This window comes from Pseudomonas sp. B14-6 (assembly GCF_013260315.1).
Taxonomy (GTDB): Bacteria; Pseudomonadota; Gammaproteobacteria; order Pseudomonadales; family Pseudomonadaceae; genus Aquipseudomonas; species Aquipseudomonas mandelii.
Genome location: NZ_CP053929.1, coordinates 4046581 through 4062794, shown reverse-complemented (window position 1 = coordinate 4062794; position 16214 = coordinate 4046581). Strand labels below are relative to the sequence as shown.

General features: G+C 60.6%; 10 protein-coding genes and 1 pseudogene. 1 reads left to right on the top strand and 10 read right to left on the bottom strand.

The features are described 5' to 3' along the window. Positions 1–98: 98 nt before the first annotated feature. The 8 genes and pseudogenes from HP062_RS18620 to betI all read right to left on the bottom strand — a co-directional run bounded on the left by HP062_RS18620 (position 99) and on the right by betI (position 11564). Positions 99–1277, bottom strand: a complete 1179-nt coding sequence (locus HP062_RS18620; protein ID WP_077747258.1) for an NAD(P)/FAD-dependent oxidoreductase — start codon at positions 1275–1277, stop codon at positions 99–101. Positions 1278–1436: 159 nt separating this feature from the next. After that, complete coding sequence (gene dbpA, locus HP062_RS18615; RefSeq protein ID WP_229801809.1) at positions 1437–2774, bottom strand: ATP-dependent RNA helicase DbpA; 1338 nt, start codon at positions 2772–2774, stop codon at positions 1437–1439. Positions 2775–2930: 156 nt separating this feature from the next. Next, the gene (gene mdtD / locus HP062_RS18610) at positions 2931–4358 is read right to left on the bottom strand and encodes a multidrug transporter subunit MdtD (protein ID WP_154912926.1); all 1428 of its coding nucleotides are present in this window, start codon (positions 4356–4358) and stop codon (positions 2931–2933) included. 140 nt (positions 4359–4498) lie between these two features. Next, entirely contained in the window at positions 4499–5836 is a 1338-nt protein-coding gene (locus HP062_RS18605; protein ID WP_083375595.1) for a TldD/PmbA family protein, read from the bottom strand. 7 nt (positions 5837–5843) lie between these two features. After that, positions 5844–7277: pseudogene (locus tag HP062_RS18600) on the bottom strand (TldD/PmbA family protein); the annotation flags it as partial. Positions 7278–7552: 275 nt separating this feature from the next. Further along, positions 7553–9256: a choline dehydrogenase gene (gene betA, locus HP062_RS18595; protein WP_077747261.1), complete on the bottom strand. Its 1704-nt coding sequence runs from the start codon at positions 9254–9256 to the stop codon at positions 7553–7555. Positions 9257–9387: 131 nt separating this feature from the next. Next, the gene (gene betB / locus HP062_RS18590) at positions 9388–10860 is read right to left on the bottom strand and encodes a betaine-aldehyde dehydrogenase (protein ID WP_010466983.1); all 1473 of its coding nucleotides are present in this window, start codon (positions 10858–10860) and stop codon (positions 9388–9390) included. A 110-nt stretch (positions 10861–10970) separates the two neighbouring features. Next, a complete protein-coding gene (gene betI / locus HP062_RS18585; protein ID WP_010466984.1) occupies positions 10971–11564 on the bottom strand; it encodes a transcriptional regulator BetI in 594 nt (197 codons plus the stop codon). Between the two features lie 378 nt (positions 11565–11942). Between betI and HP062_RS18580 the strand changes: the two genes are divergently transcribed. After that, positions 11943–13892: a BCCT family transporter gene (locus HP062_RS18580; protein ID WP_256666184.1), complete on the top strand. Its 1950-nt coding sequence runs from the start codon at positions 11943–11945 to the stop codon at positions 13890–13892. Positions 13893–14146: 254 nt separating this feature from the next. Here the strand turns inward: HP062_RS18580 and choV are convergent, their stop codons facing one another. Both choV and choW read right to left on the bottom strand, forming a co-directional pair. Then, complete coding sequence (gene choV, locus HP062_RS18575; RefSeq protein ID WP_010466986.1) at positions 14147–15325, bottom strand: choline ABC transporter ATP-binding protein; 1179 nt, start codon at positions 15323–15325, stop codon at positions 14147–14149. After that, positions 15322–16167 (bottom strand): choline ABC transporter permease subunit, encoded by an 846-nt coding sequence (gene choW, locus HP062_RS18570; protein ID WP_010466987.1) that lies wholly within the window; start codon positions 16165–16167, stop codon positions 15322–15324. Before choW ends, choV begins: the two co-directional genes overlap by 4 nt. Positions 16168–16214: the final 47 nt, after the last annotated feature.

Sequence of the window (16214 nt, the reverse complement as noted above, 5' to 3'; positions counted from 1 at the left end):
CACATCTGACAGCAAAATCTGTTCCTTGATTGTTCAGTGTTGTCTGTTCGGACGCCTTCGCGATCCGACTTGCCCACGAAAAACGATGACGCGGTGTATCAGACGTACTGCGCGGCGGCATAACCCGAGGCCCAGGCCCATTGGAAGTTGAAGCCGCCCAGGTGTCCGGTGACGTCGAGCACTTCACCGATGAAATACAGGCCAGGGCTTTTCAGCGATTCCATGGTCTTGGATGACACTTCATGAGTGTCGACACCGCCCAAAGTCACTTCCGCAGTGCGATAGCCCTCGGTGCCGGCAGGAACCACTTTCCAGCTCGCCAGTTTTTCGGCGATGTCGGCGATTTCCGCGTGGGTGTATTGCTTCATCGGTTTGGAGACGAACCAGTTGTCCGCCAGCAAGTTGGCCATCTTCTTGGTGAAGATTTCGCCAAGCAGGGTTTTCAACTCGCTGTTCGGGCGTTCGGCTTGCTGCTGTTGCAGCCAGCTCGGCACGTCGTGGTCCGGCATCAAGTTGATCTCGACCGTGTCGCCGGATTCCCAGAACGAGGAAATCTGCAAAATCGCCGGGCCACTGAGGCCGCGATGGGTGAACAGGATGTTCTCGCGAAAGCTCTGGTCGTTGCAGCTCACCAGGCAATCCACCGATGTGCCGGACAGCTCGGTGCACAGTTCCTTGAGCTGATCGGTGATGGTGAACGGCACCAGGCCGGCACGGGTCGGTAGCAGGTCGTGACCGAACTGCTTGGCGACCTGATAACCGAAACCGGTGGCGCCCAGGGTCGGAATCGACAGACCACCCGTGGCGATGACCAGGGATTCACAGGTCAGTTGACCGAGCGTCGTGTCGAGCAAGTAACCGCTTTCGAGCTTTTCGATGGTCTGGATCGAGGTGTCCAGGTGCAGGCTGACGCCGACCTGATCGCATTCGGTGAGGAGCATCTCAAGGATGTCGCTGGATTTGTTATCGCAGAACAGTTGGCCGAGTTTCTTCTCGTGATACGGCACGCCGTGTTTGGCGACCATGCCGATGAAATCCCACTGGGTATAGCGCGCCAGTGCGGATTTGCAGAAGTGTTCATTTTGCGAGAGGAAATTGCCCGGTTCTGTGTACATGTTGGTGAAATTGCAGCGGCCACCGCCCGACATCAGGATTTTCTTGCCGGCCTTGTTCGCATGGTCGAGCAACATGACCTTGCGCCCACGTCCGGCGGCGGTCAGCGCACACATCAACCCTGCGGCGCCAGCGCCAATGATCACGACTTCGGTAGAGCGCAAAACGGTGTCCTCACACAGGAGCTTATATTGATCGTTCCCACGCTCTGCGGGGGAATGCCGCCATGGACGCTCTGCGTCCGCTCTGTGACGCGGAGCGTCACGGGATGCATTCCCACGCGGAGCGTGGGAACGATCAGGCAGGGGGGAGTTGCGGCGTTCTTAGAGGATACGAACGCGCAACGAACGGCCTTTGATCTTGCCGTCGTTCAGACGCTGCAAGGCTTGCTTGGCGATCCCGCGTTCAACAGCCACATATGCCTGGAAGTCGAAAATCGCGATCTTGCCGACCTGAGCGCCCGGAATACCGGCATCGCCCGTCAGTGCACCCAGAATGTCGCCCGGACGCACTTTGTCTTTACGGCCTGCGCCGATGACCAGCGTGCTCATCACTGGCAGCAGCGGTGCGCCGCCCTGGGATTTGAGGTTGTCCAGCTGATCCCAGCTCAACGGCGACTTCTGCAGGAGCTCGATGGCCTGGGCGCGGTGCGCTTCGGACGGCGCGACCAAGCTGATCGCAATGCCTTTCTCGCCAGCACGACCGGTACGGCCGACACGGTGAATGTGGATTTCCGAGTCACGGGCCAGCTCGACGTTGATCACCATGTCCAGCGCATCGATGTCCAGGCCACGAGCGGCAACGTCGGTGGCGACCAGTACCGAAGTACTGCGGTTGGCGAACATGGCCAGCACCTGGTCACGGTCACGCTGTTCCAGATCGCCGTGCAGGCCGACGGCGGAAATGCCTTTGGAGGTCAGGTGATCGACGGTTTCCTGAACCTGCTGCTTGGTGAAGCAGAAGGCGACGCAGGACGCCGGACGGTGATGCGCGAGGACTTTGACCACCGCGTCCATGCGCTCTTCCGGGGAGATTTCGTAGAAGCGCTGCTCAATCTGCGTGTCGTCGTGGAACGCTTCGGCCTTCACGATCTGCGGGTTGCGCATGAATTTCGCCGCCAATTGCTTGATGCCCGTCGGATAGGTGGCGGAGAACAGCAGGGTCTGGCGACGTTCGGGGCTCTGGGCGATGATTTCTTCGATGGAATCGTAGAAACCCATGTCGAGCATGCGGTCGGCTTCATCGAGGATCAGCGTGTTCAGGCCATGGAGAATCAGCGAACCCTTGCGCAGGTGCTGCTGAATCCGACCAGGGGTGCCGACGATGATGTGCGCACCGTGCTCCAGCGAGCCGATCTGCGGGCCGAAAGCCACGCCGCCGCACAGGGTCAGGACCTTGATGTTGTCTTCGGCGCGGGCCAGGCGACGGATTTCCTTGGCGACCTGGTCGGCCAACTCGCGAGTCGGGCAGATGACCAGCGCCTGGCAACCGAAGAAGCGAGGATTGATCGGGTTCAGCAGGCCGACACCGAAGGCGGCGGTCTTGCCGCTACCGGTCTTGGCCTGCGCGATCAGGTCCATCCCCTTGAGGATCACCGGCAAGCTTTGCGCCTGGATCGGCGTCATCTCGGCATAACCCAAAGAGTCGAGGTTAGCCAGCATGGCGGCGGATAGCGGCAAAGTATTAAAAGCGGTGGCAATGGTGGTCACGGGACTGGCCTGCAAAACAAAATGTCGCGCAGTGTATCAGTCCCATGGCCATTCGCCCGTAGTTTCCAGACGAGAAGTCGCCGAGCGCAGGCACTTATCGTCTGGAAACTAAGGCTCTATGTGTTCTTCCGGGCTTCTGACGCGCCGTCCGTCTTCCTTTGAGAGCTGGGAGAAGATCGTCGCGGCCAGCATCGCCATGATTCCGACCGTCACAAACGTCAGCTGGAACGCACCCAGCACCGTGTCCACGCCATCGTTGCCGATCTCTGCGGTAAAGCCGCCGAGCAACGCGCCGGCACAGGCAACGCCAAGGCTCAGGGACAATTGCGCGACCACCGACAGCAGGCTGTTGCCGCTGCTGGCGCTGGCGTCGTCAAGGTCGATCAGGGTCACGGTGTTCATGGCGGTGAACTGCAAGGAGTTGATCGCGCCGAGAATCGCCAGCATCCCCAGCAGCAGCCAGTACGGCGTCTGCTCGCTGACCAGGCCCATGCTCGCCAGCATCAGCCCCAGCGCCAGGGTGTTGCCGGTGAGCACGATGCGATAGCCCAGGCGCTCAATCAGCGGACGCGCCACCGATTTGGCGACCATCGCCGCAGCGGCCAGCGGCAACATGCTCATCCCGGCTTGTGACGGCGAATAACCCAGCGCCACTTGCAGCAGCAGCGGCACGAGGAACGGCAGGGCGCCGCTGCCCAGGCGGGCGAACAGGTTGCCGAGGATGCCCACGGCAAACGTCCGGGTCTTGAACAGCGACGGCGCGAACAGCGGATTATCGATGCGCCCGGCGCGCAGCCAATACGCCGCCAGACACGCCATGCCGCCGAACAGTAGCAACATCACCCGCAAGTGCGGCAGGTGCAGTTCACCGAGGCCTTCCATGGCGATGGTGATCAGAATCATCGCCGCGCCGAACAGCAAAAAGCCCAGGCTGTCGAAGCGCGTGCGTTCAGTGCCGCGCAGGTCGGGAATGAACTTCCACACGGCGTAGCAGCCGATGGCGCCCACCGGCAGGTTGATCAGGAAGATCCAGTGCCAGGTCAGGTATTCGACCATCCAGCCGCCCATGGTCGGGCCGATCAACGGGCCGAGCAGGCCGGGAATGGTGATGAAGCCCATGATCCGCACCAGCTCCGAGCGCGGATAGGCGCGCAGCACCACCAGCCGCCCGACCGGCAGCATCAACGCACCGCCCAGGCCTTGTATCACTCGGGCACCGATCAGCATGCTCAGGGTGCTCGACAAGGCGCAGAGCAATGAGCCGAGGCTGAACAGCAGGATTGCGCCGAAGAAGATTTTCTTGGTGCCGAAGCGGTCGGCGATCCAGCCTGAGGCAGGAATCAGCAGCGCGACGGTGAGCATGTAGGCAATGATCACGCCCTGCATGCGCAGCGGATCTTCGGCCAGATCCCGGGCCATGGCGGGCAGGGCGGTGTTGAGGATGGTCCCGTCGAGGGACTGCATGAAGAAGGCGATGGCGACGACCCACGGCACCCAGCGGGCGGTGACAGCGTCGAGAGGCGGGCGGTTGGGCATGGGACCTCGTGTGAGTCGGAGTTAATGATCGTTCCCACGCTCTGCGTGGGAATGCAGTCCGGGACGGTCCGCGTCCCTGCCGAAGCAGACGCGGAGCGTCCATTGAGGCATTCCCACGCAGAGCGTGGGCACGATCGGTGTCAGAGGGTCAAGGTCAGCTTGCTGATCAGCGCCCCCGGCAACAACGCCGAGGCTGTGGCCCGCTGGCTGTAGGTGCTGGCCGACAACATAAGCTCACGCTCCTCGGTCAACGCTTCCAGTTGGGAACCAAGCAGACTGTAAGCACTGTCATCAAAGCGCATGGTGCTCACCGGCGCCTGAATCTCGCCGTTCTCGACCCAGAACGTCGCGAATCGCGTCATGCCGGTCAGGCGTGCCGCCGGTTGGTCCGAGTAGTTCAGGTACCAGAGGTTGCTGATGTACAGACCGGTGCCCAGTTGCTTGAGAATCTCTGCATCGGGCAGCGTACCGGCGGCCATGTTCACAGCACTCGGCATTTCACCGCCGCTGGCGCCATTGGCGGTCAGGCCGTATTCGGCGGCACTGCGTGAACTGACCATCTGCGCGCCCGCCTTGCCTTCGACGATCAAGCCAAGATCGCTGCGCGGATAACCTTCGCCCGAGAACGCCGGGCTCAACGAACCGCTGACCTTTTCATCAACCGACACCAACGGGCTGAACGCACTGTCGCCCGCATACAGCTTCTGCAACGGGCTGCTTTTGGTGGCAATCGACTGTGCCGAGAAACCGCCCCAGCCCAGCATGTCCATTATTTCTCCCAGGGCTGCCGGTGCCAGATAGGCGCGGTACTGACCGGGCGCCAGGGTGCGTTGCGGTCTGCCGAGGAATGCCAACTGCTCACGCGCCTGCGCAAAGCGCTTGGCAAAACCTTCGCTGTTCCAGTCGTGCCCGGCGTAACTGGCTTTCACCGCTTGGCCGTTTTCATGGACCAGACTGAAATCAAAGTTGAAGCTGTTGGCCTGATGCCAGCCAAGCGCCCCCGAAGAACTGGCGAAACCACGACTGATCGGGCCGGCGGCGTAGAAGCCGACCAGATCCAGCCCCTCGGCGGCCTGGGTGATTTCAGCCACGACCTGCTCGGTGTCCGGCAGCGGATGCTCCTGCACGTTCTTGCTCTGCCAACTGTTGTGGTTGAGCAGCAGGTAGGGATCCTGCGGCAGCAGCGGCAAGGTTTCGCGCAACTGTTGCAGACCTTCGGCCAGGCGCTGAAGGTCGACTTCCTGATCGCCGGCCAGCGTGATGTTGAGGTCAGCATGCCGACCCTCGTTGATCAGCTTGAAACCGACGCTCGCCTGCTGCACCTGGCCGGCCTGACGCACCTTGGCGTGGTTGAAGCGCACGAAGGCCGAGGATTCGGCGGCGTAACTTAGAGTGAACTGTTCCGGCTCGCGAATCGCATCACGCAGCCAATTGACCAAGGCCTTGAACGCATCGGCCTGACTTTTTGAAGTACTCATCAGGCATCCCCCCAAACACATCAACGTTGCTGAACACACAGGCCGGCGAGGCATGGCCGACGCGGATCACCTGGTTCGGTTCGCCCTTGCCGCAGTTCGGCGTGCCCAGGACCTTGACGGAGTTGGCATCGCCAACGGCGCTGAGGTTTTTCCAGAACTGCGCGGAAATCGCCCGGTAGTTCGGGTTCTTGACCACGCCTTTGAGTTCGCCGTTTTCGATCAGTTGGCCCCATTCACAGCCGAACTGGAATTTGTTGCGGGCATCGTCGATGGACCAGGACCGGTTGGTGCTCATCAAGATGCCGTGCTCGATGTTGCCGATCATTTGCTCCAGCGGTTGATCGCCGGCCTCGATGTTCAGGTTGGCCATGCGATCGATCGGCGGACGGTTCCAGCTGCAGGCGCGGCTGTTGGCCACGCCATCCATGCCCGCGCGAAACTGCGACAGCGCGCCGCCCAATGGGCGCAGCAGCAAGCCTTCTTTAATCAGGAATTGTTTGCTGGCAGCAGTGCCGTCGTCGTCATGGCCATAGCTGGCGAGCTGTTCGGGAATCTCCGGGTCGAAGGTCACGTTCAGCAGTTTCGAGCCGTACTGCAGGCTGCCGAAGTCTTCTGCCTTGACGAAACTGGTGCCGGCGTAATTGCGCTCGTCACCGAGGATGCGGTCCAGTTCCAATGGGTGGCCAATCGATTCGTGGATTTGCAGCATCATCTGGTCCGGCATCAGCAGCAGGTCACGCGGGCCTTTCGGGGTGTTAGGCGCCAGCAGCAATTGCAGCGCCTGATCGGCGATTTTCGGACCGGCGCCGACCAGGCCGCAGCGGCTGATCACATCAAAACCGCCCTGTTGACCGAAGTTCTCGCGGCCCAGGGTTCGGGTCTGGCTGTCGTTGCCGTCGTAGGCCGTGACTTCCAGGCTCGGGTAGACGAACCGCTGGGCCTGGCGCAGTTCGGCACCGGCGTTGCTGAGGTAGATCTGTTCGACATGGGTGATGCCGATGCTCACTTCCCAGTTCACCAGTCGCTCGTCCTTGGGCACGGATGCGGATTCGGCGCCGAGCAGTTGGTAGCAATCGCTCAGGGAAGGGAAGGGCTGGTCGAGGTTCGGCGAAAAGTAGTCGGCGCGGTCGCTGGAGACCACCTGTGCGCTCAGGTCGAGCAGGGCGTGGGGCTTGAGTCGGCGCGCTTGTTGCTCGGCCTTCTCCAGTGCGGCTTGCAGGCCTTGTTGCGACAGGTCGTTGGTCGCGGCGTAGGCTTCGACGCCGTTGACACGCACGGTCAGCATCGCGCCTTCGTCACGGCTCAGGCTCGGAGGTTCGGCGACATTCTTGCGCACCGACAGGTACTGGCCGGACTCGCGTACATAACGCAGCGAAAAGAATTCAGCGCCCGTGCGCAAGGCAGCGAAGCGCTGCTTGAGCTGGGGGTGGAAATCGAACATTCGGGAACCTCCTTGGTCTGGAGTGGCGGTGCAGCGGTGTTGCGAAGGGGGGGGTGAAACGTTTGCGTGGCGCTAGATTAGGCCTGGGCGGGGGGTAGGATCAAGGGTGGAGCGGTGTAGGAAGGGATTACCGGTATGTGTCAGTTAGAGATGTGTTGCTTGGTCGGGCCCCTTCGCGGGCAAGCCTCGCTCCTACAAGTAATCGCGTTCCCTTGTAGGAGCGAGCGGTGCGACGACTCGATTTGCCCGCGAAGGGCGCACCTCGGTATTAAGTCTTACTGAGCGGTAAGGCTCACTTCCCGCAACGGCTTGCCACGCACCGGCGCATCGCCGGCCACGTAGTAATCGGCCTTGCTGCGTGGCAACGGCTGGCGACCACGGATCTTGTCGGCGATTTTCTCGGCGATCATGATCGTTGGTGCGTTCAGGTTGCCGGTGGTGATGATCGGCATGATCGAGGCATCGACCACACGCAGGGCTTGCAGACCATGCACTCGACCTTCGCCATCGACCACGGCCATCTCGTCGGTGCCCATCTTGCACGAGCAGGAAGGATGGAACGCGGTTTCGGCGTGTTCGCGGATGAACTTGTCGAGCTGCTCATCGGTTTGCACGTCGATGCCCGGGCTGATTTCGCGGCCACGGAAAGCGTCCAGTGCGGGCTGTTGCATGATTTCACGGGTCAGGCGAATGCCGTCGCGGAATTCCTGCCAGTCCTGCTCGGTGGCCATGTAGTTGAACAGGATGCTCGGGTACTCGCGCGGATCCTTGGACTTGGCCTGGATGCGACCACGACTCGGCGAACGCATGGAACCCATGTGCGCCTGGAAACCGTGCTCTTTCACACCGTTGCTGCCGTTGTAGTTAATCGCGACCGGCAGGAAGTGGTACTGGATGTTCGGCCAATCGAATTCTTCGCGGGTACGAATGAAACCGCCCGCTTCGAACTGGTTGCTGGCGCCGATGCCGGTGCCGTTGAACAGCCATTCGGCACCGATGGCCGGCTGGTTGTACCAGAGCAGCGACGGGTACAGCGAGACCGGTTGGGTGCAGGCGTATTGCAGGTACAACTCGAGGTGATCCTGCAGGTTTTCGCCGACGCCGGGCAGGTCATGGACCACCGGGATGTCGAGCTTGTTCAGCAGTTCAGCCGGGCCGACGCCGGAGCGTTGCAGAATCTGCGGCGAAGCGATGGCGCCGGAGCACAGCAGCACTTCTTTGCGGGCACGGGCTTCAACGCGCTCTTCAGCGGCACCGATCAGGTAACGCACGCCAACGGCACGCTTGCCTTCGAACAGGATCTTGTCGGTCAGGGCGTGGGTGACGATGGTCAGGGTCGAACGCTTCTTGGCGATGTCCAGGTAACCGCGAGCGGTGCTGGCGCGGCGGCCGTTCGGCGTCACGGTGCGGTCCATCGGGCCGAAGCCTTCTTGCTGGTAACCGTTGAGATCTTCGGTGCGCGGGTAACCGGCCTGTACGCCTGCTTCAACCATCGCGTGGAACAGCGGGTTGTTGCCGGCTTTCGGCGTGGTCACGCTGACCGGACCGTCGCCACCGTGGTAGTCGTTCGGGCCGATGTCGCGGGTTTCAGCCTTGCGGAAATACGGCAGGCAGTTCAGGTAGTCCCAGTCTTCAAGACCTGGAAGCTTGGCCCAGTTGTCGTAGTCCATCGCGTTGCCGCGGATGTAGCACATGCCGTTGATCAGCGAGGAACCGCCGAGGCCCTTGCCGCGACCGCATTCCATCTTGCGACCGTCCATGTGTGGCTCTGGATCGGTTTCGTAGGCCCAGTTGTAGCGACGGCCTTGCAGCGGAAACGCCAGGGCGGCCGGCATTTGCGTGCGGAAATCCAGACGGTAGTCCGGGCCGCCTGCTTCGAGCAGCAGGACGGTGACGCCTTCGTCTTCAGTCAGACGGGTCGCCAGGGTGTTACCGGCCGAGCCGGCACCGATGATGATGTAATCGAATTCTTGGGACATAGGCCCTCCGGGAGTTTCAAGCTTCAAGCTTCAAGCTGCAAGAGAGCAGCGAGCGGTGTTGAGATGGAGCGGCAAACCAAACTGCTTTTACTTGCAGCTTGAAGCTTGCCGCTTGTCGCTGGATCAGCTAATCAAAATACCGAAACGTACTCACCCAGTTCGACTTGCACGGACTTGATGCGCGTGAAGTTATTGAGAGAGCTGATCCCGTTTTCACGACCAACACCGGACTGCTTGTAGCCGCCGACCGGCATCTTCGCGTCGGACTCGCCCCAGGCGTTGATCCAGCAGATACCGGCTTCCAGTTGATGAATCACGCGGTGAGCGCGGTTCAGGTCCTTGGTGACGATGCCGGCGGCCAGGCCGAAGTCGGTGTCGTTGGCACGACGGATCACTTCTTCTTCGGTGTCGTAGGTCAGGATCGCCATCACCGGGCCGAAGATTTCTTCGCGAACGATGGTCATCTCGTCGGTGCAGTCGGTGAACACGGTCGGGGCCACGAACGCGCCTTTGGCGAATTCGCCTTCGGTCAGACGATTGCCGCCGCACAGCACGCGAGCACCTTCTTCCTTACCTTTGGCGATGTAACCCAGCACGCTTTCCATGTGGGCGAAGCTGACCAGCGGGCCGAAGTTGGTGTTCTCGTCTTCCGGGTTGCCGATGCGGATGCGCGCAACGCGCTCAGCGATCTTCGCTTCGAAAGCGGCTTTCAGGTGAGTCGGGACGAACACGCGAGTGCCGTTGGTGCAGACCTGACCGGAACTGTAGAAGTTGGCCATCATCGCGGTGTCGGCGGCGCGATCGAGGTCGGCGTCGTCGAAGATGATCAGCGGGGATTTGCCGCCCAGTTCCATGGTCACGTCTTTCAGCGACGAAGCGGAAGCGCTGGCCATGACCTTCTTGCCGGTGTCGGTGCCGCCGGTGAAGGAGATTTTTTCGATGCGTGGGTGCTCGGTCAACCAGGTGCCGACTTCACGGCCGCTGCCGGTCAACACGTTGAACACGCCGGCTGGCAGGCCTGCCTCGGTGTAGATCTCGGCCAGTTTCAGCGTGGTCAGGGAAGTGACTTCGCTTGGCTTGAAGATCATCGCGTTACCGGCCGCCAGGGCTGGCGCGGATTTCCACAGGGCGATCTGGATCGGGTAGTTCCACGCGCCGATGCCGGCGACGACACCCAGCGGCTCGCGACGGGTGTAGACGAACGACGTGGTACGCAGCGGGATCTGCTCGCCTTCGATGGCGGGCACCAGGCCTGCGTAGTACTCCAGCACGTCAGCACCGGTGACGATGTCGACATACTTGGTTTCGGAGAACGACTTGCCGGTGTCCAGTGTTTCCAGGGCCGCCAGCTCATCGTTGCGCTCGCGCAGGATGTCAACGGCACGACGCAGGATGCGCGAACGCTCCATGGCGGTCATCGCGGCCCAGATTTTCTGGCCCTTTTCGGCGCTGACTACCGCGCGCTCAACGTCTTCCTTGGTCGCACGCTGTACGGTTGCGAGGACTTCACCGTTAGCCGGGTTGATGGCTTCGAAGGTGGCGTCGCTGCTGGCGTCGGAGTAACCGCCATCGATGTAAAGTTTTTGCAGTTCGAAACGGGCCATAGTGTCCTCGCAAGTGCATAAGTGGTTGGCGTAGGCCACTGGAGTGAAGCCATAGGGTTGTGGCAACACCGATCAGCAGCAGTTCAGGGGTTGAGCGATTTATGTGTGCTCTAACTCACCTGCTTGGCCAGTTGAAAGTCCATGTATTCGTAAGCGATCCGGTGCGCCTGCTCGGTGTCGAAAGCATCTCCCGACAGCGCGCCGCGCAACCACAAACCGTCAATGAGGGCTGCCAGGCCACGGGCTGCACTGCGCGCGTCATCGAGCGGCAATACACGGCGGAACTGGCAGCACAGGTTGGAATACAGGCGGTGATCGTTGATCCGCTGCAACCTGTGCAAAGACGGGTGGTGCATGCTGGTGGCCCAGAAGGCCAGCCAGGTTTTCATTGCCGGGCCATTGACCTGGCTGGCGTCGAAGTTGCCTTCGATGATCACCTGGAGGTGCGCCCGCGGGCTGCTGTCCTCCAGCGCCTGACGGCGCGCGGTGACGTTCTCGCTCAGGACACTCATCAGGTACTGCGCCGTGGCAGCAATCAGGCCGTTCTTGTCCTGAAAATAGTGACTGATGATGCCATTCGAGACACCGGCCAAACGGGCGATCAGCGCAATGCTGGCGTCCCCCATTCCGACCTGATCGACCGCCTGCAATGTGGCTTCGATCAATTGCTGGCGGCGGATGGGTTGCATACCGACCTTGGGCATCTTGCACATCTCCTTAGGCCTTCCGGCGGACGTAAAACGTCTATCGGATTGAGGGCCAGTCTATTTTGTTTTGATTGAACGTTCAATCAACAAAGAATAAGATCTGCGACAATTCGTCGCTGCTTACAGATTTTTCCTACGTGTAAATGACGATAAACCGACATCCAAAACGGCTCGAAACCCCTACGCACTGGCGTTCCGGGCTTCGGGCTTTTTTCGAGGTGTCTTTATATCACCCGTCGGTCGGCTGCCAACTAACCGATTGGTCGGGTACCGCGTTGCCTTGTGTTCTTCTCTCGCACTGCCTGGAGCATCTGTGCCATGAGTTCTGCCTCTCTAATAAAGACCCCGCCCGAGAAGGTGACGGTCAACGGTTGGGTGTTCTACACCTCTACCGCGCTGATTCTGTTGTTGACCGCCATTCTGATCATCGCCCCGCAAGAGGCCGGCAGATTGCTCGGCATCGCCCAGGCCTGGTTGTCCCGCAGCTTCGGCTGGTACTACATGGTGGTGATCGCCGCCTACCTGGTATTTGTCGTCGGCCTGGCGTTTTCGTCCTACGGCAAGCTCAAGCTGGGCAGCAAGGATGACACCCCGGACTTCAGCTACGGCGCGTGGGCGGGGATGCTGTTCTCGTCGGGTATCGGCATTTCGCTGCTGTACTTCGGTGCTTCCGAGCCGCTGGACCATTACTTCAACCCGCCGGAAGGCGTGGCTGCCAGCAACATGGCCGCCCGTCAGGCTGTGCAGCTGACATTCCTGCATTGGGGCCTGCATGGCTGGGCGATCTACGCCTTGGTCGGCCTGGCCGTGGCGTACTTTGCCTACCGTCATAACCAGCCGCTGGCGTTGCGTTCGGCGTTGTATCCGTTGGTGGGCGAGCGTTGGGTCAAAGGCGCGGCCGGCCATGCGGTGGATGGTTTCGGCATGTTCGTGACCCTGCTGGGGCTGGTGACGAACCTGGGGATTGGTTCGCTGCAAGTGTCGTCGGGCCTTGAAAACCTGTTCGGCATGGAACACAGCAACACCAACCTGCTGATCGTGATCATCGTGATGAGCACCGTGGCGACCATCGCGGCTGTGTCGGGTGTGGAAAACGGCATTCGCCGTCTGTCGAACCTGAACATCGTACTGTTCAGCGGTCTGCTGATTTTCGTGCTGCTGTTCGGCCCGACCTTGCACCTGTTGAACGGCTTCGTGCAGAACGTCGGCGACTACCTGAACGGCGTGGTCCTGAAGACTTTCGACCTCTACGTTTACGAAGGCGACAGTGAGAAGTCCGACCGCTGGCTGGGCCTGTGGACCCTGTTCTACTGGGCCTGGTGGATTTCCTGGGCCCCATTCGTCGGCATGTTCATCGCGCGTATTTCCCGTGGTCGCACGGTGCGTGAACTGGTGGCCGGCGTGCTGCTGATCCCGCTGGGGTTCACCCTGGCGTGGCTGTCGATCTTCGGTAACTCGGCCCTGGACCTGGTGATGAACCATGGGGCGGTGGAGCTCGGAAAGACGGCGCTCGAACAGCCGTCGATGGCGATCTACCAATTGCTTGAGCATTACCCGGCATCGAAGATTGTGATCGGCGTGTCGATCTTCGTCGGTTTCGTGCTGTTCCTGACCCCGGCGGATTCCGGCGCGGTGATGATGGCCAACCTTTCCTGCAAGGGCGGTAACGTCGATGAAGATGCGCCGCACTGGTTGCGGATCTTCTGGTCGGCGGTGATCACCCTGGTGACCATCGGCCTGCTGTTCGCCGGTAACTTCGAAGCGATGCAAACCATGGTGGTGTTGGCCGGTCTGCCGTTCTCGGTGGTGTTGGTGTTCTTCATGTTTGGCCTGCACAAGGCGATGCACCAGGACGTGCAGATCGAACAGGAGCAAGCGGAGCTCGCAGCACGCGGTCGCCGTGGTTTCAGCGAGCGTTTGACGCAGCTGGACCTGCAACCGAATCAGTCGATCGTTCAGCGTTTCATGGACAAGCAAGTCAGCCCGGCGCTGGAAGATGCGGCCGTGCAATTGCGTGCCCAGGGTCTGGACGTGCAAACGTTGCTGGGCAAGTCCAAGCGTTGCATGGGTGTGCGCATCGAGATGGAAGAGGGCAACCCTTTTGTCTACGAAGTGAGCCTGGATGGCTATCTGGCGGCGGCGAGTGAAACGGTGTCGGCCGAAAGCGCTGACGAACCGCGTGCGCGCTATTACCGCGCCGAGGTTTACCTGCACAACGGCAGCCAGGATTACGACTTGATGGGCTTCACTCAGGATCAGATCACCCGTGACGTGCTCGATCAGTTCGAAAGCCATCGGCAGCTCCTTGGCCGTGTCTATAGCTGAAACTTGAGGTCATGCGGTGCAAGTTGCTGCACCGCAGATCCATTGTGGCGAGGGAGCTTGCTCCCGCTCGACTGCGTAGCAGTCGCATTTAACGATAACGCGGTCTTTCTGAATGACCGTGGTGTCTGGTTTTGGGGTTGCTACGCAACCCAGCGGGAGCAAGCTCCCTCGCCACAGTTATCAGCATTCCAAGCCAAATATCTGCACTAACAAAAACGCCGCGATCCTCTCGCGGCGTTTTTGTGTCTGTTGCCTTAACCCAGGTTCTTGCCGAGCAGTGCGTGATACAGCTCGCTGTCGCCCAGAATCCCGACCACTTTGTTGTTGTCGTGCAGCACCAGTTTGTTGCCGGTCTGATAACGAATCTGCAGCGCATCGCGCATGCCGATGTTCGAGTCCACCAGCGTTGGCCGACGACCCAGGCCTTCAACCGCTTGCCCTGGAATCCAGTTCTGCAGATCCAGGCTCGCGCCGTTCTGGCGGGCACCTTTGATGGTGTTGCCTTCGGCCAGGTCCAGCCATGAATCGCCGCCCGGATCGAGGCACACCGAACCGTTGATGCGTTTGCAGTTGTCCAGGGTGCGCATCAGGCTGCGACCGCACAGCACGTTCAGCGGGTTGGTGTGCGCGACGAAGGTCCGCACGTAGTCGTCCGCCGGGTTGAGCACGATCTCTTCCGGCACGCTGTACTGGATGATTCGGCCGTCTTTCATGATTGCGATACGGCTGCCGAGCTTCAGGGCTTCATCGAGGTCGTGGCTCACGAACACAATGGTTTTGCTCAGCTTGCTTTGCAGTTCCAGCAATTCGTCCTGCAGGCCTTGGCGGATCAGCGGGTCGAGCGCCGAGAACGGTTCGTCCATCAGCAGAATGTCCGCATCCATCGCCAGCGCACGGGCCAGGCCCACGCGTTGCTGCATACCGCCGGAGAGTTCGTCAGGCTTCTTGTTGCGCCACTGGGTCAGGCCCACCAGCTCAAGCTTGTCGTCCACCAGTTTGCGGCGTTCTTTCTCCGGGCGACCCTGCATTTCCAGACCGAAACTGATGTTCTCGCGCACCGTCAGCCACGGCATCAGGGCGAATTTCTGGAACACCATCGCGATGCGCTTGGTGCGCATCATTTTCAGTTCTGCCGGGGTACAGGAAGCGATATCGATCTGCTTGCCTTCGTGCTCGACGAACAACTTGCCACGGCTCACAGTGTTGAGGCCGTTGATGCAACGCAGCAGGCTGGATTTGCCGGAGCCCGACAGGCCCATCAGCACGCAGATTTCGCCTTTTTCCACGTCCAGGCTGGCTTTTTCAACGCCGACGATCTGCCCGGTTTTTTTCAGGATCTGGTCGCGGGTCATGCCTTGGTCGAGGAGCTTGAGCGCCTCGCGTGGATCTTTGGAGAAGATTACGTCGACGTCTTCGAAGCGAATAATGCTCATGCGTCACCCCCTGCTTTAGCGTCGGGTTGTTTGCAGATACGGTCGAGCATGATCGCCAGCAGTACGATCGCCAGGCCGGCTTCGAAGCCCAGGGCGATATCAGCAGTGTTCAGTGCGTTGACCACAGGTTTGCCCAAGCCGTCGGCGCCCACCAGAGCCGCAATCACCACCATCGACAATGACAGCATGATGCACTGGGTGATACCGGCCGCGATGCTTGGCATGGCGTAAGGCAGTTCGATGCGTGCGAGTAACTGGCGGCGCGAGCAGCCGAAGGCTTTGCCGGCGTCCATCAGTTCTGCGGGAACATCACGGATGCCCAGGTAGGTCAGGCGGATAGGCGCGGCAATCGCGAACACTACCGTGGAGATCAGACCCGGGACCACGCCCAGCCCGAAGAGGGTCAGGGTAGGAATGAGGTACACAAACGTCGGTACGGTCTGCATCAGATCGAGCACCGGCCGCATCAGTGTGTAGAACATCGGTTTGTGCGCGGCGACGATACCCAACGGTACGCCGATGACCACGCAGACCAGGGTCGCGAAGAGCACCTGGGCGAGGGTTTCCATGGTTTCCTGCCAGTACCCCAGGTTGAGGATCAGCAGAAAGGAGGCAATGACGAAAACGGTCAGCCCCCACTTTCGTTGAATGAAGTGAGCCAGTAGTGCGATGAGGCCGATCAATGCCAGCGGGTTGAACCAGGTCAGCGCGAAAGTCACGCCGTGGATCATCGTTTCCAGTGACACGGCGATGGCGTCGAAGGTGTTGGCGCCGTGTTGCGTCAACCATTCAACGAAGCCCGCGATGTACTGGCCTAGAGGTATTTTCTGATCAATCAGCATGGTAGTGAACGTCCGCATGCAAGGAAATAAACAGCCCGGGCGAGCGA